General features: G+C 66.6%; 15 protein-coding genes. 6 read left to right on the top strand and 9 right to left on the bottom strand.

Going from position 1 to position 19,271, the window contains the following annotated elements; translation table 11 throughout:
• Positions 1–224 precede the first annotated feature (224 nt).
• Positions 225–1,421 carry an acyl-CoA dehydrogenase family protein gene (locus ABIC25_RS03370; protein WP_064569346.1) on the top strand — a complete coding sequence of 399 codons (1,197 nt, stop codon included), beginning with the start codon at positions 225–227 and terminating at the stop codon, positions 1,419–1,421.
• Between the two features lie 58 nt (positions 1,422–1,479).
• Positions 1,480–2,637, top strand: a complete 1,158-nt coding sequence (locus ABIC25_RS03365) for an acyl-CoA dehydrogenase family protein (protein WP_354559955.1) — start codon at positions 1,480–1,482, stop codon at positions 2,635–2,637.
• Here ABIC25_RS03365 and ABIC25_RS03360 read toward each other — a convergent pair.
• The gene (locus tag ABIC25_RS03360; protein WP_354559953.1) at positions 2,612–3,310 is read right to left on the bottom strand and encodes a type IV toxin-antitoxin system AbiEi family antitoxin domain-containing protein; all 699 of its coding nucleotides are present in this window, start codon (positions 3,308–3,310) and stop codon (positions 2,612–2,614) included. The two genes, ABIC25_RS03365 and ABIC25_RS03360, sit on opposite strands and share 26 nt — an antisense overlap.
• A gap of 227 nt (positions 3,311–3,537) precedes the next feature.
• On the opposite strand from ABIC25_RS03360, the gene ABIC25_RS03355 reads away from it, so the two are divergent.
• The gene (locus ABIC25_RS03355; protein WP_435529097.1) at positions 3,538–4,350 is read left to right on the top strand and encodes an SGNH/GDSL hydrolase family protein; all 813 of its coding nucleotides are present in this window, start codon (positions 3,538–3,540) and stop codon (positions 4,348–4,350) included.
• A 32-nt stretch (positions 4,351–4,382) separates the two neighbouring features.
• Entirely contained in the window at positions 4,383–6,191 is a 1,809-nt protein-coding gene (locus ABIC25_RS03350; RefSeq protein ID WP_354559950.1) for an ABC-F family ATP-binding cassette domain-containing protein, read from the top strand.
• Between the two features lie 3 nt (positions 6,192–6,194).
• On the opposite strand, the gene ABIC25_RS03345 is transcribed toward ABIC25_RS03350, so the two are convergent.
• The 7 genes from ABIC25_RS03345 to ABIC25_RS03315 all read right to left on the bottom strand — a co-directional run bounded on the left by ABIC25_RS03345 (position 6,195) and on the right by ABIC25_RS03315 (position 14,477).
• Positions 6,195–7,304, bottom strand: a complete 1,110-nt coding sequence (locus tag ABIC25_RS03345) for an alpha/beta hydrolase (protein ID WP_435529098.1) — start codon at positions 7,302–7,304, stop codon at positions 6,195–6,197.
• Positions 7,305–7,398: 94 nt separating this feature from the next.
• Complete coding sequence (locus ABIC25_RS03340) at positions 7,399–8,451, bottom strand: AraC family transcriptional regulator (protein WP_239400775.1); 1,053 nt, start codon at positions 8,449–8,451, stop codon at positions 7,399–7,401.
• A 40-nt stretch (positions 8,452–8,491) separates the two neighbouring features.
• Complete coding sequence (locus ABIC25_RS03335; protein WP_354559947.1) at positions 8,492–9,520, bottom strand: helix-turn-helix domain-containing protein; 1,029 nt, start codon at positions 9,518–9,520, stop codon at positions 8,492–8,494.
• A complete protein-coding gene (locus tag ABIC25_RS03330; protein ID WP_354559946.1) occupies positions 9,517–10,182 on the bottom strand; it encodes a hypothetical protein in 666 nt (221 codons plus the stop codon). Before ABIC25_RS03330 ends, ABIC25_RS03335 begins: the two co-directional genes overlap by 4 nt.
• Positions 10,183–10,257: 75 nt before the next feature.
• Entirely contained in the window at positions 10,258–11,670 is a 1,413-nt protein-coding gene (gad, locus tag ABIC25_RS03325; protein WP_354559944.1) for a glutamate decarboxylase, read from the bottom strand.
• Positions 11,671–11,742: 72 nt separating this feature from the next.
• Complete coding sequence (locus ABIC25_RS03320; protein WP_354559943.1) at positions 11,743–13,707, bottom strand: YhgE/Pip family protein; 1,965 nt, start codon at positions 13,705–13,707, stop codon at positions 11,743–11,745.
• Between the two features lie 2 nt (positions 13,708–13,709).
• Positions 13,710–14,477, bottom strand: coding sequence for an ATP-binding cassette domain-containing protein (locus ABIC25_RS03315; RefSeq protein WP_354559941.1), 768 nt, complete (start codon positions 14,475–14,477; stop codon positions 13,710–13,712).
• A 745-nt stretch (positions 14,478–15,222) separates the two neighbouring features.
• On the opposite strand from ABIC25_RS03315, the gene ABIC25_RS03310 reads away from it, so the two are divergent.
• Both ABIC25_RS03310 and ABIC25_RS03305 read left to right on the top strand, forming a co-directional pair.
• Positions 15,223–16,254: a linear amide C-N hydrolase gene (locus ABIC25_RS03310; protein ID WP_354559940.1), complete on the top strand. Its 1,032-nt coding sequence runs from the start codon at positions 15,223–15,225 to the stop codon at positions 16,252–16,254.
• Positions 16,251–18,185, top strand: a complete 1,935-nt coding sequence (locus ABIC25_RS03305) for an FUSC family protein (protein WP_354559938.1) — start codon at positions 16,251–16,253, stop codon at positions 18,183–18,185. The genes ABIC25_RS03310 and ABIC25_RS03305 overlap by 4 nt, the downstream gene beginning before the upstream one ends.
• Before the next feature lie 77 nt (positions 18,186–18,262).
• Here the strand turns inward: ABIC25_RS03305 and ABIC25_RS03300 are convergent, their stop codons facing one another.
• Complete coding sequence (locus ABIC25_RS03300; RefSeq protein ID WP_004019662.1) at positions 18,263–19,225, bottom strand: 4-(cytidine 5'-diphospho)-2-C-methyl-D-erythritol kinase; 963 nt, start codon at positions 19,223–19,225, stop codon at positions 18,263–18,265.
• Between the last annotated feature and the right edge of the window lie 46 nt (positions 19,226–19,271).

The following is a 19,271-nucleotide window of genomic DNA, read 5'->3' as shown; positions in this document are numbered from 1 at the left end:
CCGGCGCGAGCTGGGGTCATTGGCAGGCCCTATCGGAGACTTAGCGTTGGTGCGTTCGGCACCCCTCGTTTCATTGGCACGCGCTATCGCTCCCTTAGTTCACGGCGACTACCTCGCCGAGGTCGAGGCGTGCATGCTGTGAGACGGACCGTGTGGAGTCGCACGCCACTTCGCCGCCGATGGTGCGTTCGCACCCCGACCGACTTCGGAGACAAGCCACCACCATGACCCGCCTCGCGCAGACCCTGGGCCTCACCGAGATCCAGACGGAGATCCTGGCCAACGTCCGCTCGTTCGTCGACAAACAGATCATCCCCGCCGCGCAGGAGCTCGAGCACGCCGACGAGTATCCACAAGCCATCGTCGACGGCATGGCCGAGATGGGCCTGTTCGGCCTGATGATCCCCGAGGAGTACGGCGGGCTGGGCGAGTCACTGCTCACCTACGCCCTGTGCGTCGAAGAACTCGCTCGCGGGTGGATGAGCGTGTCCGGGGTGATCAACACCCATTTCATCGTGGCGTACATGATCCGCCAGCACGGGACCGACGACCAGAAGCAACGGTTCCTGCCACGCATGGCGACCGGTGAGGTCCGCGGCGCGTTCTCGATGTCCGAACCGGAACTCGGGTCGGACGTGGCGGCGATCAAGACCATCGCGAAGCGGGACGGAGCCGACGCATACGTCATCAGCGGGCAGAAGATGTGGCTGACGAACGGCGGGTCGTCGACTCTCGTTGCCGCTCTGGTCCGTACCGACGAGGGCAGCGAACGGCCGCACAAGAACCTCACGGCGTTCCTGGTGGAGAAACCCGCCGGATTCGGCGAGGTGCTGCCCGGCCTGACGATCCCGCGCAAGCTGGACAAGATGGGCTACAAGGGCATCGACACCACCGAGCTGATCTTCGACGGTTATCGCGCGCCGGCCACGGACATCCTCGGCGGCGAACCCGGCCGCGGTTTCGCGCACATGATGGACGGCGTCGAGGTCGGGCGGGTCAACGTGTCGGCGCGCGCCTGCGGAATCGCCCAGCGCGCATTCGAACTCGGCGTGAAGTACGCACAGCAGCGATCCACGTTCGGCAAACCCATCGCCGAACATCAGGCCATCGCGTTCTCGCTGGCCGAGATGGCGACCAAGGTCGAGGCCGCGCACCTGATGATGGTCAACGCGGCGCGATTGAAAGACTCCGGCGAGCGCAACGACGTCGCCGCCGGGATGGCCAAGTACCTGTGCAGCGAGTACTGCGCCGAGGTCACGCAGGCCAGCTTCCGAATCCACGGTGGCTACGGCTATTCGAAGGAATTCGAGATCGAGCGGCTGATGCGCGACGCGCCATTCCTGCTGATCGGCGAGGGCACCAGCGAAATCCAGAAACAGATCATCTCCAAGGGACTGCTGCGCGAGTATCGGGAGCGATGACCGCCGCAGCGATGAACGTCGTCAGAACCACCCGCCCACAACAGTTTCGAGGGATCACATGCAGCGCCGCATCTTCACCGAGGACCACGAATCCTTCCGCAAGACGATCAGGGACTTCATCGCCAAAGAGGTTGCGCCCGTCTACCACGACTGGGAGAAGCAGGGGCATCCGCCGCGCGAGTTCTACAACCGGCTGGGCGAACTCGGCGTCCTGGGTATCGAAGCGCCCGAGGAGTTCGGCGGCGGAGGTGTCTCGGACTTCACCTACTCGATGGTGATAGCCGAGGAGACCTCGGCCGCGGGTGTCACCTTCGGCAGCTACTCGGTGCACTCCAACCTGATCCTCCCCTACCTCGTCGAGTACGCCACCGCCGAGCAGAAGCAGCGCTGGCTGCCCGGATTCTGTTCCGGCGAACTCATGTTCGCCATCGCGATGACCGAACCCGGAACCGGCTCGGACCTCGCCAACATCTCGACCACGGCCAAGCTGTCCGAGGACGGGTCGCACTACGTACTCGACGGCGCGAAGACGTTCATCACGGGTGGAGCGCTGGCCGATCGCATCCTGGTGGTCGCCCGAACCGCGGCGTTCGACGAGTCGAATCGTCGTGCGGGGCTGTCGATCCTGGTCGTCGACACCGCATCCGAGGGTTTCGCGGTGGGTCGCAAGATCGAGAAGATCGGACTCAAGGCCTCCGACACCGCCGAGCTCTCGTTCAGCTCGGTCCGGGTTCCCGTCGAGGATCGGCTCGGCGAGGAGGGCGCGGGCTTCTCCTACCTGGCGCACAACCTCGCGCAGGAACGGCTGACCATCGCCATCGGGGCGTCGGCCACCGCGGCCGCCGCCGTCCAGCACGCGATCGCCTACACCAAGGAGCGCGACGTCTTCGGCAAACCCGTTGCCGCGTTCCAGAACACCAAGTTCGTACTCGCCGAGTGCTCCGCCGAGGTGGAGGCCATCCGGCAATTCGTCGACCGGGCACTCGAACTCCACAACGAGGGCGAGCTCACCGTCCCGGACGCGGCCCGCGCGAAGCTGTTCGCCACCGAGACGGCGGGCAAGGTCATCGACAAGTGCCTGCAGTTGCACGGCGGGTACGGCTACGTCCTGGAGTACCCGATCGCCCGGCTGTACGCCGACACCCGTGTCACCCGCATCTACGGCGGCACCAGCGAGGTCATGAAGACGATCATCGCCAAGGATCTCGGCCTGTAGGTGTAGGACCCGTGTCCGCAGAGTGCGGGATTCGTGCCGGTTTCCAGTACGAATCCCGCACTCTGTGAGGACCATCAGGCGATCGCTCGGCGACCGAACGAGCACCAGAACCCAGGAGCGCGAGCATCTTCGCCATCTCGTGTGCACCTCGGCAGCGTCGTCGACGCTGATACGTCTGCACCAGAGCATCGACGGTGACCCTCTTGTCCTGCAAGGCGCGGTCGAGCACGTCGATCTTTCCTTCGATGGCACCCTCGAGGACGGACAGCGGCACGGCCGTCACCGTGAGGCCCTTCTCGACCACGACGTCGGACTCGTCGAGGTTTCTTCGCACGACGAGCGTCCCCTTCACCGGCGAACCGTGCCAACTCCGCGAAGCGGTGACGGTTGTCGTCGCCGGCCGTGTGGTCACGAGACCGTGCCACCATGCGGCCGCCAGTCCGCTGAGTACGGCGTCTGCGGAGACCTGCAGAGTGGCCAGGCGAGTTCGGGTCCTCGCGGTCACCGGATGATCGGCCAGCCGATAGACGCCGGAACTCGCACGAACCCACTCACCGGAGTTCACCCGCCGTCCGATCGTGCCGCGACTGAGACCGTGCTCGCCGGCTTCGGCCGCGGTGACAACGCCGTCGCGCGCCAGAGCGAATGCCCGCAAGGCAGGTGCAGTGGCCATGCACAGGTAGACGCACGCCGAACCGTGCAGGTTCCACGTCCGCGGCAGAGTGCCGTATTTGTGCCGACTTCCGAGACCGATCCCGCACTCTGCGGCCGGACCCGGGGTCGTTGCCTTAAGATTTCCTGAGCAATCGGCGGGTAGCGGAAGTGGTGTGCGTGGTGGGGTTTGTCCGGGGCGGATTCCAGGTGTTGGCGACGGTGTTGGTCACCGCGTTCGTGGTGTCGATGATGGCGGCGGTGGCCGCGCCCGCGCAGGCCGCCCCCGTGCGCTACACCGGCGGCACCTATGTCGCGCTCGGCGATTCGCGGGCGTCCGGGAGTTTCTACACCCCGACCCCGGCGTACTTCGCGGGATGCAAGCGGTCGGCGTTCAACTACCCGACCCTCGTCGCCGGGGCGACCCTGCCGCGGCATTTCATCGACGCCTCGTGTGCGGGCGCGCAGGCGACACACCTGTACCGGTCCCCGCAGCACACCAGCGGCGGCACCAAACCGATCCAGCTGCACCTGGTCCCCCGTGATGCGCAACTGATCACCGTGAGCATCGGCGGCAACGACATGCGGTGGAACGCGATCCTGAACCAGTGCCGGACCCCCGCGTTCACCGACCGCCGCTGTCGCCACAACCGCGCCCTTGAGAACGAGGTCCGGTGGCGGATCGACCTGATGGAGAACCGGGTGACACCGGCGCTGCGTGCGATCCGGCAGAAGGCGCCGAAGGCCCAGATCATCGTCGTCGGGCTCGGTGGTTTCATCGGCTTCAGCGGATGCTGGCCGCTCGTACCGCTGAGCGACCCCGACGCCCGGTGGATGCGCGAGGTCTTCAACCGTGCCAACGGCGCGCTCTGGCGGGCGTCGACCAAGGTCGGCGGCACCTTCATCGACGCGAACCGGCGATCGGCGGGCCACGATGCGTGCAACCTGATCAACCCCTGGTACGAGAGCTCGCTGTCGAATCGCATCGCGCTGCCCTTCCACGTCAATCAGGCGGGCGCCGTCGCCTTCGCGGCCATGGTCAACGGGGCCATCCGCCGTTAGCCCGGCACCGGCCACCCACTAGCGTCTGACGGGTGGCTCATCTACTCGGCGCGGAAACCCTAGGCCTGGAATACCCGACCACCAAGGTCTTCGAGTCGGTGTCCCTCGGGGTCAACGAGGGCGACCGCATCGGCATCGTCGGCCGTAACGGCGACGGCAAGTCGAGCCTGATGGCGATGCTCGCCGGACGGATGCAGCCGGATTCCGGTCGCGTCACCGTGCGTGGCGGAGTGCGGATCGGTGTCCTGGACCAGGTCGACGTCTTCGACGAGGGCGAGACCGTCGGGCATGCAGTCGTCGGCGACCGCCCCGAACACGAATGGGCGGGCGACGCCAAGGTCCGCGACGTCATCGGCGGACTGCTCGGGGACGTCGAATGGGCGGCGCCCACCAGTTCGCTGTCGGGCGGTCAGCGCCGTCGGGTGTCGCTGGCCCGGCTGCTCGCCGGCGAGCACGACGTCCTCGCGCTGGACGAGCCGACCAACCACCTCGACGTCGAGGCCATCACCTGGCTCGCCGAGCACCTCAAACGGCGCTGGCCGGCCAACGCCGGCGGGTTGATGGTCGTCACCCACGATCGGTGGTTCCTCGACGAGGTCTGCACCGTCACCTGGGAGGTGCACGACCGGATCGTCGAACCCTTCGAGGGTGGTTACGCGGCCTACATCCTGCAGCGCGTCGAACGCGACCGGCAGGCCGCGGCCGTCGAGGCGCGTCGGCAGAACCTCGCCCGCAAGGAACTCGCCTGGCTGCGTCGCGGCGCCCCCGCGCGGACCTCCAAGCCGAAGTTCCGCATCGACGCCGCCAACGCGCTGATCGCCGACGTCCCGCCGGTGCGTGACACGGTCGCCCTGCAGTCCCTGGCCACCGCGCGTCTGGGCAAAGACGTCGTCGACCTCCTCGACGTGTCGGTGTCCTATGGCGACCGCGACGTCCTCGACGGCGTCGAGTGGCGACTCGCCCCGGGTGAGCGAACCGGCATCCTCGGCGTCAACGGCGCCGGCAAGTCGACGCTCCTCGGCCTCATCGCCGGCACCGTGGAGCCGACCGGCGGACGGGTCAAGCGTGGCAAGACCGTCAAGGTCGCGACGCTGACCCAACGCCTCGACGATCTCGACCGGTACCTCGACGACCCGGTCCGGAAGGTGATCGCCGAACTACAGACCACCTACACCTTCGGCTCGGGGTCGAAGGCGCAGGAGCTCTCGCCGTCGCAACTCCTCGAACGACTGGGCTTCGACAGCGCCCAGCTCTCCACCCCCGTCAAAGACCTGTCCGGCGGGCAGAAGCGTCGGCTGCAGCTGCTCCTCATCCTGCTCGCCGCCCCCAACGTGCTGATCCTCGACGAGCCGACCAACGACCTCGACACCGACATGCTCGCCGCGCTCGAGGATCTCCTCGACTCCTGGCCGGGCACGCTCATCGTCGTCTCGCACGACCGGTACTTCCTCGAACGCGTCACCGATCAGCAGTTCGCTGTCCTCGACGGCAAGCTGCGTCACCTCCCGAACGGGGTCGACGAGTTTCTGAAACTGCGTGCAGCACAGTCGAAGGGAAACTCGGCGGTGGCCTCGGCGACCGCGTCGACCCCTGCCGGCGGGAACTCGAGCCCGTCTCTCAGTGGCGCCGAGTTGCGTGCGGCCAACAAGGAGCTGGCCTCGCTGGAACGTCGGATCGACAAGCTGCACAGCAAGATCGATGCCGCCCGAGCCGCACTGGCCGACCACGATCAATCCGATTACCAGGGGCTCGCCGCGGAGACGGAGAGCATCCGCGCGATGGAGGCCGAGCTGGCCGAGGTCGAGGAACGCTGGATGGAACTCGGCGAAGCGCTCGAGTGATCGCTACCGGCCGAACGACTCCCGGATCGCGGTCATCACGTCGGGCAGCGACTCGTCGACGACACTGCTGTGGTCGGCGCGCGCATAGGTCTTGAGATCGACGTCGGTGCCGGCGTCGCGCATCGCCGAGCGCAGCGACCGGCTCAGCGGATAGGGCAGCACCGGATCGAGAAGACCGTGCGCGAGAGTCACTTTCGCCGGATACCCGGAGGTGGGGACCTCGGCATACTCGCGCAAGGCGTTGCGGAACTCCAGCTCGGCGGTGAACGACGACGCGACGAGCGAGCCCGGGGACACCGACCGCAGCGCATCGACGAGATCGCCGTTGCACCGGGCTCGCGCGCGGTCGAGGAAACGCTTGCCGTCGGAGGTCAGGAAGTCGGCGACGCCGAGTTCCGGGTGGGCGTGGTCGAGTCCGGCGAGGGTGAACAGGAACGGCGCACTGAGGACATTGAGCGCGCCGAGACCTGGGACGCGGGGGCCGAACAATCCGAACAGGTTCTCCAGCGACGAGACCGGGGCGATCGCGACGATGCCGGCCACCGGCAGCTCGGGTGCATGGTCCGCGGCGAGGCGGCCCGCCTGCAGCGCGGCGTGACCGCCTTGCGAATGGCCGGTCGACACCCATCGCGACCCGAGTGAGGGATCGACCGACCGGGCCGCGCGGATCATGTCGAGCACCGAATACGCCGCCGCCCGGCCGCCGAGGTACTCCGTCTCCCCCGCCGATCCGAGCCCGGCGTAATCGGTTGCGGTCACGGCATAACCGGCTGCGAGTGCCGCCCGCACGGGAGCTTCGACGCCATCGCCGAGTCGGTGCAGGGTCGGCGCGCACTCGTCGGCCAGTCCGACGGTTCCGTGCGCCCAGGAGACGATCGGCCAGCCACCGGCGGGCGGCGTCCCCCTCGGCACCCAGTACACGCCGCTCGACATCGCGGGACGGCCGTTCTGATCGCGTGTCGCGTAGGTGAGCCGGGTGCCCGATGCGGCCGCCGACGGGAGTTCGTCGGCAACGACGTCGGTGGTGGTGAACACGAAACCGTCGACGGGTGCGGCGGCACCAGCTGGTGCCGCGACGACCAGCGCCCCCAACAGCAGCACAGTCGACAGCATCACGACCGAGATGGATTCGGCGACCGTCCGACGTATGCGAGGCATCGATCAACTGTACCGACGCACCGGAGGCGACACGGCGACCCGAGTCGGGTCAGGTCGCACCCTCACCCGATTCGGCGCGGGGTTGCGTGGTCGCCGGGACTTCCGACGCCAGGACTTCCGGCGCAGGGGGGCGAACCGAGGCACGGAACTCGACGGGCGTCATACCGATCTCCGCCCGCAGCCGGTTGCGCATGGTCGAGACCGATACGAATCCCGAACGCCGCGCCACCTCGTCGAGGGGCAGTTCCCGAGCACCGGCGAGCAACTCCATCGCCCGGGCAAGCCGTCGCTGTTTGAGCAGGACGGCGGGTGAGAACTCCGCGTCCGCGAAGTGCCGGTAGAGATGCCGTCGGCTCATGTGGAGCGCGGACGCGATGGAATCCGCGGAGAAGTGCGGGTCGCGATAGCTCCGCTCGATCAATTCCAGCGCGGTCTCCCGGACGACGATGCTGTCGTGCTGGGGATGACGCTCGTGATATCCGTGCAAACCGATGGTCTCCCGGACCATGCGAATCGCTGCGATCTCCATGTCCGGAGTCACCGTGCGCCCCAGCATCGCGGCATCACCGGCGAAGCGGCGCACGAACTGTGCGGTCGATCGCGACACGAGCGAGTCGGCTGCGGCCGGGAGGGCCGGCATCTGCTCGGCTCCGTTGCCGAGTCCGAGCAGTCGCTTGGGAATGATCAGCATCGCGGAATCGGCCACCGATTCGACGACGTTGACGAACGGGCTGTCGAGCGCAAGAACCACCAATTGGCCTTCGCCATAGGACATCCGTCTGCCGTACTGGGTGATCCGCAACTCGCTGTCGAGGACGTGAGCGGCCACGATGACGAGTTCCATCGGTTGCGCGCGAATCGTCGTCTCGGTCAGTTCGGTTCGTCGAGGCGTATGTAATTCGCAGTGCGCCATCATCATCGACAGTTTTCGATGGTAGATGATGGACTCGTAGGTCTCCGGCTGATCAGCACTGACCGCACTGAAACCGGTCGAGTAGGCGGCCAGGCCCGCTCGTCCCCGGAGTCGAACGGGTGCGGACAGATCACCCGGATCGCGTACACCCCATCGCTGATACCAGGCGTCGACCACAGCAGAATCCAAACCAGACCTGGAATAACCGGGCCCCATCACATGCCCGCCGTCACTCGTCCGCTGCCGTTTGCTCGAACCGGTTGCGACGGAACTGATCCGGCGTCACGCCGAATTCGGACCGGAATCTGTTCCGCAAGATGGCACCCGAGGTGAATCCCGAAGCCTGCGCCACCCGATCGATGGTGATGTCCCCGGGGCTTTCCAGCATCGTCCGCGCCCGCTCCAGACGGCGGCGTGCGATCAGCGCGGCCGGCGACTCGACGGCCCCCGCAAACATCCGGTAGAGATGTCGCCGGCTGACATGGAGATTCCGGACGATCGAATCGACCGAGAAGCCCGGGTCACGATAGTTCTGTTCGATCAGCGACAGCGTGGCGTCCTGGATGATCTGGGCATTGTTGTCCGTCTGCGTGGGTCGCGTCGTCGAATTCCGCAATGCACAACGAACGACGTCGATCGCGGCGAGTTCGGCCTCGACGTCGGTGTCAGCGCCACGCACCGCGACTTCATGAGCGAAGTTGCGTAGGAAGGCGGCGGCGGATCGGGCGAGTGGGCTTTCGGCGATGAGCGGACCGGAACCGAAGTCCTCGGCGAGCAGTGCGGTGGGAATCCACACGCCGGCCGGATCGCTGATGTCGAACGCCGTGTGCGTGAATTCCTGCGAGGTGTCGAGGACTCCCAGAAAGTCGCTTCCCTGATATGTCGTCGACGCCCGGCCATGGGTGACGACACCGGACGACGACATGGACTGGGTGCCGACGATCACGTGGGACTCGAGTCCGTCGACCACGGGTGGGCCGCTGCCCGACATCGTGCACGGCGAGCGCAGGGCGGCAAACGCGCAGATCAGCGTCAACGGCCGCCAGAACACGATCTCGGCGAAACTGTCGACCCCGTCCGGGCCGGACACGGTCAGCGCCGGCAGGTAGTGCGCGGCCCCGTCCGCCCCGGCTCGGTACACGTGCCGGGTTGCGCTCTGACCGATCGGACTGAAGGCACCGATCCGCCCGTACCACTGCTCGACGGTGTCGTCGGAGAACAAAGAAGACGTGTCCGCCGACTGCCAGGCGGGTGTCACGCCACGGGCCGTTTCCAGACCGGCGCGACGATGAGCGACGCGACCATGAAGCACAGCGCGCCGACGAACGTACCGGTGTTGGCGAGGGTGTTGTCCAGGCTGTTGCCGTCGGCGAGGACGTAGGCACCCACCGCGGACACCGCGAACGCGACGCAGCCGACCCAGTTGATCTGGGTCGACCACCATTCGACGCTCCGCGGATTCCACCATCGGTCGGTGCGGGTGTAGGCAATGATCGCGGCGACACCGCTGATGAGGAACGCCACCGAACCTGCCGCGTCGGGAGACCAGACGAAATGCTTGTCGGCCGCGGCGGTATGGGCGGTGAGCGCGGAGGCTGTACTCACGTTGAACATGATAGTGCCGGCCGATTGGGTCGATGCGGCAAGCCATTCCGCACGCACCATCGTGCCCGAACCGTAATCGACGGAGACGGTGGCGGGTCCGCTGCGGAGCAGCTGGACCAGTCCGGCCGCGGTGAAGAACCAGGCACCGACGAAGTAGCACAGGTTGGAGTTCGACGCCCCCGCCCAGGAGCCGAAGCCGGGGGCCGATCCGAGTGCGAACAGTGCGGAGCCGATGACGAAACCCCAGCACTGCTTGTTGAGGGTCGGTTCGAGCAGGAGGTGGCGCCAGTGCCGCGGCTCGACAGCGATGCTCATGTGTTGTGCGTCCTCAGGAGTCGGACACCACACGTACCGGTGCCGGGGCGTCGACGGCGCCCCGGCACCGGGACATCAGTGGTGGAAGTGCGAACCGGTGTCGGACACGCGCGGCATCGGAGCGTCGAGACTGTCGAGGAAGTCGACCTCGGCCACGATGTCGGTCAGCAGCGCGGTCGCCAGATCATGGCTCAATCCCGCTCGGACGACGATGCGCTGCAGGGTCATCGACGCGAGGTTGTCCGCCATCGGGTAGGCGGGTACGAGCCAGCCCTTCATCCGGAGTCGGTCGGACAGGTCGAACAGTGTCCAGTTGTCGGTGTGATCGGACTTGAGTCGCCACGCGAAGACCGGGATGGTGTCGCCTCGACTCACCAGCTCGAACGGTCCGATCTCGGCGATCTTCCCGGACAGGTATTGCGCGACGTCCAGTGAGCTCTGCTGGATCTGGCGATACCCCTCCCGCCCGAGGCGCAGGAAGTTGTAGTACTGCAACAGAACCTGCGCGCCCGGACGCGAGAAGTTGAGCGCGAGGGTGGGCATGTCACCGCCCAGGTAGCTGCAGTGGAACACCATGCTCTCCGGCAGGGCGTCGGTGTCGCGCCAGATGATCCAGCCGAGGCCCGGGTAGACGAGGCCGTACTTGTGCCCGGAGGTGTTGATCGACACCACCCGCGGTACCCGGAAGTCCCATTCCAGATCCGGCTGACAGAACGGGGCGATCATCGCGCCCGACGCGCCGTCGACGTGGATCTTCACATCCAGCCCGGTCGACGCCTGGATCTCGTCGAGCTTCTCCGAGATCGCTTTCACGGGCTCGTACAACCCGTTGTAGGTGACACCCATGATCGCCACGACACCGATCGTGTTCTCGTCGACGTACTTCTCGAGGTCGTGACCGTCCAAGACGACGTGGTCCTCGGTGACCGGAACCCACCGCGGCTCCACCTCGAAGTAGTTGAGGAACTTCTCCCAGCAGACCTGAACCGCGGTGGACAGCACGAGGTTCGGCGATTCGGTCGACTTGCCCTCGGCCTTGCGACGCGCCTGCCAGTGCCGCTTGAGTGCCAAGCCCCCGAGCATCGCCGCCTCCGACGAGCCGATGGTCGATGTCCCGATCGAACTCTCCACGTCGGGCACGTGCCACAGGTCGGCAAGGATCTTCCAGCACCGGTCCTCGATCGCCGCGGTCTGCGGGTACTCGTCCTTGTCGATCATGTTCTTGTCATAGGTCTCGCTGTAGAGCTGTCGCGCCTCGTCGTCCATCCAGGTGGTGACGAACGTGGCGAGGTTGAGGCGTGCGTTGCCGTCGAGCATCGCCTCGTCGTGCACGATCTGATACGCCGTCTGGGGCAGGCTCATTCCGTCCGGGATCTGGAACTTCGGCAGCTCGGTCGCCTCGCCGGGCCGCACGAAGACCGGGTTGATGAACAGCGAATCGGTTGCGTTGGTGGTTGTTCTGGCATTCGAATGCTCGGTGGTGGTCATACTCTCTCTCCTTGGGAGTAGGGGTTTCAGTCGGATTGACGTACTCGGGCAGTCCGTGGGTGACCTGGCTATCTAGACCTCCACCGGCGGGTAGAGACGATCCATGTTGTACTGACGGTTTCGACGAGCCGCCCAGGTGGACACGGCGAGGAACACCGCCGTGAGTCCGGCCACCACACCGACCGCGATCCACAGGCGATGATCGACGCCGCCGACCGTCAGTTGCCGCAGGCCGTTGACGGTGTACGTCATCGGATCCACCCAGTGGATGTATTGGAACGGTTTCGTGGTGGTCGGGACGGGGTAGATACCTCCCGCCGAGGTGAGCATGATCATCAGGAACGCCAAGGTCACCACTCGTCCTACCGCTGGACCGAACAGCGCGTTGAACATCTGGATCATCGCGAGGAACATGGCGACCATCAGCAACATGAAGCCATACGTTGCAACGGGATACGCCGGTCGCAGACCGATCGCGAAGACCACCACGAGATAGAGGATGGTCGCCTGCAGCAGTCCGACCATGAAAGTCGGCGCGAACGACGCCAGTACCACGCGGAACGAATTGAGACCCTGCGCGATCGGCCGGGATTGCAACGGGTTGAACAGCATCCAGGCGATGATGCTGCCGACGAAGAGCGCGAGCCCGAAGAAGAACGGGGTGAAACCGGTGCCGAAGGTCTTGGCCTCGTTGAGGGTGTTCTCCTTGAGCGCGACCGGGCGTGCCAGAGTGGCGGTCAGTTCGTCCTTCTGCTGTTGTGACCACGCGGGAATCGCCGCGACGCCCTCGTTGATCCCGGTCGCCAGTTGCTGGGTACCGGCCGCTAGTCGGACGGTACCCGCCGCGAGCTGGTCGGCCCCGTTGCTGAGCTCCACCAGACCGGTACTCAGTTGGTCGGCGCCGGAGCTCAGTTGCGAGGACGCCGAGCGCGCGGCGAGAACGTCATTGCGCAGGCCGTCGTCGGCGAACAGGCCCAGCGCGATCCGCGTCGGGCTCTGCGGGTTCGACAACTGGCCGGACAACAGTTGCGCGTCGGTTCGCAGCTGGGTGAGCTGGTTGTTCGCGTCGGGACTCAATCCGCCGGTGTCGAGCAGCGATTGGGCTGGTGCGATGGTGTCGGCGATGGCACGCACGTTGGGGTCAGGACTGGACCGCAGGCGATTCACAGCGTCGGACAGCAGTCGACTCGCCTGTGACTGCCGTGAGGACACTGCTCCGAGCTGCTCGGCGATGGACCCGCTCGTGGCGCCCAGCCGAGACGCGGTCGCCGCGAGTTCCTGCGGACTCGGTCCGGAACCAGGGCCCTGACCGAGTGCGGCGATCAGCGGGGTCGTCGCGCGCTGGACGACCGTGTCGAGCTCATCGAGGGCGCCGGCCAGCTGCTGACTGCCGTCCCGCGCCGTCACCAGGTTGGTGGCCAGTTCCCCGGCACCGGTGTTCGCAGTCTTCATCCCGGCGTTCAGCTCGTTCGCACCGGCCTGCGCCTGTCGCAGCTTCGGGATCATCTGGCTGACGTCGTTCAGGACGATGTCGAAGGTCTGCGCGCCGACCTGCGCACCGACCTGGTTGACAACTTGCTGGGCGGCGTCCTGTCCCATGACCGTCGACAGGTAGTTGTTCGCGTCGTTGTAAGTGAAGATCAGCTCGGCCGATCGCGGCGTGCCGCTCGTCGGGGACGCCAGGGCCTCGCTGAAGTCCTCGGGCAGGGTGATCGAGAAGTAGTAGGTCCCGTTCGCGACGCCTTCCTCGGCCTCCTTTGCCGAGACGGGGTGGAGGTCGAGTTGCTTGGAAGCGATCAGACCCGCCGCGACCTGATCACCGGCTTTGAGAGGCTCCCCCTGGACGACGGCACCGCTGTCTGCGTTCACAAGGGCCACGGGAATCTTGTCGACGGCGTTGAACGGATTCCAGAAAGCCCACAGGTAGAGCGCGCCGTACATCAGCGGCATGAGGATGATGACGATCAGCGCGAGTCGGGGCATGCGGCCCCGGTAGTAACGCTTGAAGTCGCTGCCCGGAGAGAATGCGGCAAGCATGTTCAGTTCCGATCTTCTGAGACGATTCGCACGAACTCGTGGTCGGTCAGGTTGTCGACCAGGAGGACCTCACGTATGCCGACACCTGGATGGACACCGTTGACGTCGGCGGTGATGACCGTCTGTTCACGCCCGAGGTCGACCAACCGCTCGAGTAGCCGGTGCGCGCTGCTGGTCCGCGTCATCCGGTCGACGCCGCCGGTGACGAGCAGTGGCGGTCGTCGCAGGTTCGCCATCGCGATGCGGAACAGTGCAGCCGTCAGTTCGGGCAGTTCCTCGACGAAGGCATCGAGGTGCGGAAGGGTCAGCGGCCCGAACACCGGTCGGCACAACCGCTCCAGATCGTCGGCCGTCGACTGCCCCACCCATCGGAACCACGGGGCCTGCCAGCGGATCTGCTCGGTCAGGACGTCACGGACCCTGATCGTCTGGTCGATGCCGTCGACCTCGTCGATGTCGGCGATCGCCGCGTTCTTGAAGAGCTTTCGGGCGTCGTTCGTCCTCCCGAAAGCGGTGAGTGAGCCGCTGGTGGGCGCCATCCGCCCGGCCAGTGTGAGCAGGAGTGCCGTTCGTCCACGACCGCCCGACCCCTGCAGGACCGTGACCCCGCCCGCGCGGATCGCCACGTCGGTGGGTCCGAAGATCGGCCCCCAGGAGGCACGTACCGCAATCTCCTCCGCGACGAGGAGGAACTCATCCACGTCGCGGTACCCGTCGGCAGCACCGCCAGGACCCGGACCTTCGGGCCCGGGTACTCCGGTCGTACTCATGGTGGACCTCTCATCTCCGAGTGGCGACCCGCGGTGATGACGCGGAGATCGCTTCTCGTTCCGCCCCGACGGCACATGACACAGAACCTTCGTCCCCGTTTCTCGGGACTTGAGACTCTGCTCGAACAACGCACTGATTGAGACATCGCGGTGCCCGGCTCAGTAATCGTTACGGGCGGACATTAGCGCTGAAATGCGCCACGAGACAGCAATACTCCGCGATCTGAAATCGACTCGGGCGCCGGTTCGCGCGCGCCCATTCGCAAGCATCACCGACTTCCGGGAGCGTGCGCCGCAACGTGTCGGAGCAAACGCACAGCGATCGAGCACGCTGTTGTACAGCACTTTTCACGGTGGTCCCCCAGATCTCGAAGACTCAGAACCTTGGGGAACCGCGGCGGCGACCTGACGACCGATGCCGACACGGCGCACCGCCGACCGCGTCAAACACGGCACGAATCCGTGCCTGAAATGTCCCAAACGAACACCTCGACGAAAGCGCGCGCGCGTGCCCGGATTTTGAGACCACAAAACCTCGATTCTGTGCCAGATGGGTCTCGAAGCACCGGCCGACCGCATTCGCGTATTAGGGTTTTGGGCGACTGAAGTGGTCACCGATTCGTGAAAGGCGATCCGTCACAGGACAATCGCGTCAGAACCATGACGCTGTCCGTTGATAAGGTCGTGTCCACAGACGCTTCGGCTCACCAATTCGTTTGTCCTATACAGAAAGTGGTGATCGACGATGTGCACCCGGGTGATTTGGCCAGACGCGGCCGGCGCAGTGCTCGTGGGCCGCAACATGGATTTCCACAAGGACTTGATGACCAACCTGTGGACCCAGCCCCGTGGGATCAGTCGCGACGACGGCGTCGAGGGAGAGCTGACCTGGACCTCGAAGTACGGGAGCGTGATCGCTGCTGCGTTCGACATCATCTCGGTCGATGGCATCAACGAAGCAGGACTCGCCGGTCACGTCCTCTGGCTGGCAGAATCCACATACGGCGAGCACGACAAATCCAGGCCTGCGCTCAGCCAGGCGGTCTGGCTGCAGTACTTCCTCGACAACTTCGCAACCGTCGCCGATGCCGTGCAGTGGGTCGAGGACACCAATGTTCAGGTCATCCAGATGCCGGATCCGACCGGCGGGAACCCGCCGACCATTCATCTCGCGCTCGACGATGCAACCGGCGACTCGGCGATCATCGAGTACATCGACGGGAAGCCGCGTGTCTATCACGACAGCTCCTTCCGGGTGATGACGAATTCACCGACCTATGACAAGCAGGTCGAGCTTCTCCGGCGTTGGGAGGGCCTCGGCGGCGACCAGCCCCTCCCCGGTGACACCGAGGCAGAGCACCGATTCGCGCGCGCGGCGTACTACTCCGGGCGACTACCCCAGCCGAAGAGCAAGGTCGAGGCGATCGCCGGGATGTTCAGCGTCATCCGCAATGCTGCGCAACCCTTCCGGTTGCCCGATCCCGGAAAACCCGATGCCTCGCAGACGATCTGGCAGACGGTGACCGACCTGACGAACAAGCGTTTCGTCTTCGAGTCGACCACACGGCCGAACATCGTCTGGGTCGACCTCGAGGATCTCGACTTCGCCGAGGGCTCTCCGCAACTCAAACTCGACCTGCAGGGCAAACTGTCGGTCGAAGGCGGGATCGCCGGCAACGTCAGCGGACAGTTCGCCGATCAGGGTCCGATGACGTTCCTCTCCTTCGCACTCCTCGCCCAACTCGCCACACTGCAGGATCCGTCGCACCAGTCGTGACCACCGACCTGCCCGGCTGGCAGCCGACGGTGTGGATGCGGGCCCTCCTCGCCACACCGTCGGCGACATGGCCGCTGGGCCGGTCGATCCGGGGCGCGGTGACCGTTGCTGCCCCGGTGACCCTCGGTGCGCTGACCGGTCACCCTTTGGTCGGGATGTGGATCAGCATGGGAACGCTGCTGCTCGCGGCCGGCGAGAAGTCGGTGGCGTACCGGGCCCGCTTCCGACAGTTCGCGACGACCACACCACTCGCGGCCGCCGCGTACTTTCTCGGAGTCCTGTCCACCGCACCGGCCCCGGTCACCGTGGCCGTGATGGCCGTGATCGCCGGCGTCTCCGGCATCGTCAGCGGGTACTCGGGAACAGTGTCGGTGGCGACGATGCAGGCGATGGTGATCGCGGCGATCGCGATCGGGGTCCCAGCAGCTCGACCCTATTGGGAACCGGCGGTACTGTTCCTCGCCGGGGCGGTTCTCTATGCCGCGGGACTTGCGGTCGAGGTGGCCATCAGCCGGTCTCGGCCCCAGCGAGACTCATTGGTGACCCTGCTGCGGTCACTGTCCGTGCTCGCTCGCGCACAAGCTGCCGGCAACACCGATCTCGCCGTGGAGCGGGCGCAGGCCATCAGTGCGCTCGACGCCTTCGATCACATGGCCATCACCGGGCGCGGTACCGCAGGTGGACCGACCCCCGAGTACGACCGGGCAGCGGCCATCTCGCGGGCTGCCGATCAGCTGATGGCCCGCCTGCTCGCCGACGATGCAGATCGGGACCTATCCACACAGACGGCGCCGCGGCTGGCCGAATGCGCCGCTGCACTCACCCATCGGCGCCGACCCGGGGCTCGCCCACCGGACGGGACGTTGATCCGCCTCGGCATGCTGGAGGACGCGATCTTCGGCGACGCGCCCTCGCCGGTATCGACCGCACCGCCCGAACGCACCACGCCGTCCCCGCCGGGTCCGGCCTTGCTCGCGTCGGCCGGCCGACTGGCCTTGTGCACAGCAATCGCCTACGCCATGTACTTCGTCCTGCCCGTCGCACATGGGTACTGGATCGCGCTGACCGTCGCGCTGGTGATGAAGCCCGACCTCGGTTCGGTGTTCGGTCGTGCGGTCCTTCGTGGCATCGGCACCGTCGGCGGCGCCTGCGTCGCCGTCGCGGTCGGTGTTCTCCCTCATCAACCGATCATCTCCGGGCTTGTCATCGCGGTCCTTGCGGCAACCTTGCCCTGGGCCATGACGCGGTCATATCTGGGGCAAGCATTGGTGCTCACACCGCTGATCATGATTCTGCTCGATGTGGTCGTACCCCACGCATCGATCCTCCATCTCAGTGAAGCGCGGGTGGCCACGACGGTGATCGGCTGTGTCATCGTGATCGTCGTCGGCTACCTCGTCTGGCCGGGGGCTCGCCGCGTGCACATGGTCGAGTCATTCGGCGCCACGCTGACCGTTCTCGCACGGTACGCCCAAGACGTGGCGGGCAATGCGTCACCAGACGTCGTGACCGCCGATCGCCGGATCGTGTATCGACGGCTATCGGATGCGCGAACCTCGTTGCAGCGCAACCTCTCCGAGCCTCCCCCGGCGGGAGCTGAAGCCTGGGCCTGGATTCCGGTGGTCAGCGCGACGGAGCGCGTCGCCGACCGGGTCACAAGCGCATCCGCAGCGCGGACACCACCGGCGACGACCCCCGACGCCGACGAACTCTCGGTCCTCGCCGGCGAGCTCGCCGACCTCGACCATCAGGTCACCGCCGAGCACCGCGCACGCCGTACCCCGACACCACCCGCACGCGCAGCGCACTCCCCCGACCCCGCTGTGCGTGAACTCGCCGACGAACTCGCACATCTGCGGTCACTGATCGGTCGCGAATCCCGACCTGCGCCCCACGAACTGGACAGCACGACGCAGACCGACAGACGATAACCGTCCTCGTCGAACTCGACGGCTGGCTGTTGCCCGCGCCTCGTCGAAGGGTCACGTGCGGGCGCCGGCACGAACGGTCAGGTTCGGTCGGCCCCGAGCACTCGCGCCCCGGCTGCCGGACCGCTGGCGGTGCGGACCGAGCGCGCGACGCCGGCGCCGGACAGTTCCGCGGCAACGTTCACCGCGCTGGTCTCGTCGGCGCAGAGGAAGGCACACGTCGGACCCGAGCCCGAGACGATGCCGCCCAGCGCCCCGGCATCGACCCCAGCGCGCAGGGTCCGGCGGAGGGTCGGCTGCAGTGAGAGCGCGGCGGGTTGCAGGTCGTTGTGCAGGAGCGGCGCCACCGCGTGCGGGTCACCCGACGCCAGCGCCTGCATCAGTTCGTCGGGACGACGCAGCAGATCGCGCCCGGCGTCGTCGGCGCACTCGCCAGATCGGCTGTCGCGCAACCGATCCAGCTCGCCATACACCGCCGGCGTGGACAGCCCCTCCCGCGCGAGGGCCAGGACCCAGTGGAATTCTCCGCGAGAGAGGACCTGCATCAGCCGCTCGCCACGTCCGGTGCCGAGTGCGGTGTTGCCGTGCAGCGCGAACGGCACGTCACTGCCCAGACCCGCGGCGATCGCGGCGAGGTCGTCCCGGCCGATGTCGAGTTTCCACAGCGCGGCCAGTGCGACGAGCGCCCCCGCGGCGTCGGCGCTGCCGCCGGCCATGCCGCCGGCAACCGGGATCGTCTTGTCGATGTCGATGGCGACCTTGCCGGAACGGTCCGCCCAGTCGGCCAGTGCCAGGGCCGCCCGAACCGCGAGGTTGGACTCGTCGGCCGGGACCGACGCGGCGCCCTCGCCGCGGACGGTGACGGTCATCTCGTTGGCACGGGCCACCCTGACGTCGTCGTGCAGGGACAGCGCCTGGAAGACGGTGACCAGGTCGTGGTAGCCGTCATCGCGGCGCGGACCCACCCCGAGGTGCAGATTGACCTTCGACGGAGCCCGCGCGGTGACGGAGTCCGACACCACCGACAGCGACGTTCGCGACACAATGATCCAGCCTAGCGCCCCGGGGTCGGCCCCGTGCCCACCGCCG

Origin of the sequence: Gordonia sp. PvP123, from assembly GCF_040547295.1 — a bacterium.
In the GTDB taxonomy this organism is placed as follows: domain Bacteria; phylum Actinomycetota; class Actinomycetes; order Mycobacteriales; family Mycobacteriaceae; genus Gordonia; species Gordonia terrae.
This window is presented reverse-complemented; position numbering and strand designations above follow the sequence as displayed.

What these genes read in the sequence shown, in the direction of transcription:
- ABIC25_RS03370 (WP_064569346.1), top strand. Translation starts at nt 225, where the DNA reads ATGACCCGCCTCGCGCAGACCCTGGGCCTCACCGAGATCCAGACGGAG.
- ABIC25_RS03365 (WP_354559955.1), top strand. Translation starts at nt 1,480, where the DNA reads ATGCAGCGCCGCATCTTCACCGAGGACCACGAATCCTTCCGCAAGACG.
- ABIC25_RS03360 (WP_354559953.1), bottom strand. Translation starts at nt 3,310, where the DNA reads ATGGCCACTGCACCTGCCTTGCGGGCATTCGCTCTGGCGCGCGACGGC.
- ABIC25_RS03355 (WP_435529097.1), top strand. Translation starts at nt 3,538, where the DNA reads ATGATGGCGGCGGTGGCCGCGCCCGCGCAGGCCGCCCCCGTGCGCTAC.
- ABIC25_RS03345 (WP_435529098.1), bottom strand. Translation starts at nt 7,304, where the DNA reads ATGCTGTCGACTGTGCTGCTGTTGGGGGCGCTGGTCGTCGCGGCACCA.
- ABIC25_RS03330 (WP_354559946.1), bottom strand. Translation starts at nt 10,182, where the DNA reads ATGAGCATCGCTGTCGAGCCGCGGCACTGGCGCCACCTCCTGCTCGAA.
- gad (WP_354559944.1), bottom strand. Translation starts at nt 11,670, where the DNA reads ATGACCACCACCGAGCATTCGAATGCCAGAACAACCACCAACGCAACC.
- ABIC25_RS03320 (WP_354559943.1), bottom strand. Translation starts at nt 13,707, where the DNA reads ATGCTTGCCGCATTCTCTCCGGGCAGCGACTTCAAGCGTTACTACCGG.
- ABIC25_RS03315 (WP_354559941.1), bottom strand. Translation starts at nt 14,477, where the DNA reads ATGAGTACGACCGGAGTACCCGGGCCCGAAGGTCCGGGTCCTGGCGGT.
- ABIC25_RS03310 (WP_354559940.1), top strand. Translation starts at nt 15,223, where the DNA reads ATGTGCACCCGGGTGATTTGGCCAGACGCGGCCGGCGCAGTGCTCGTG.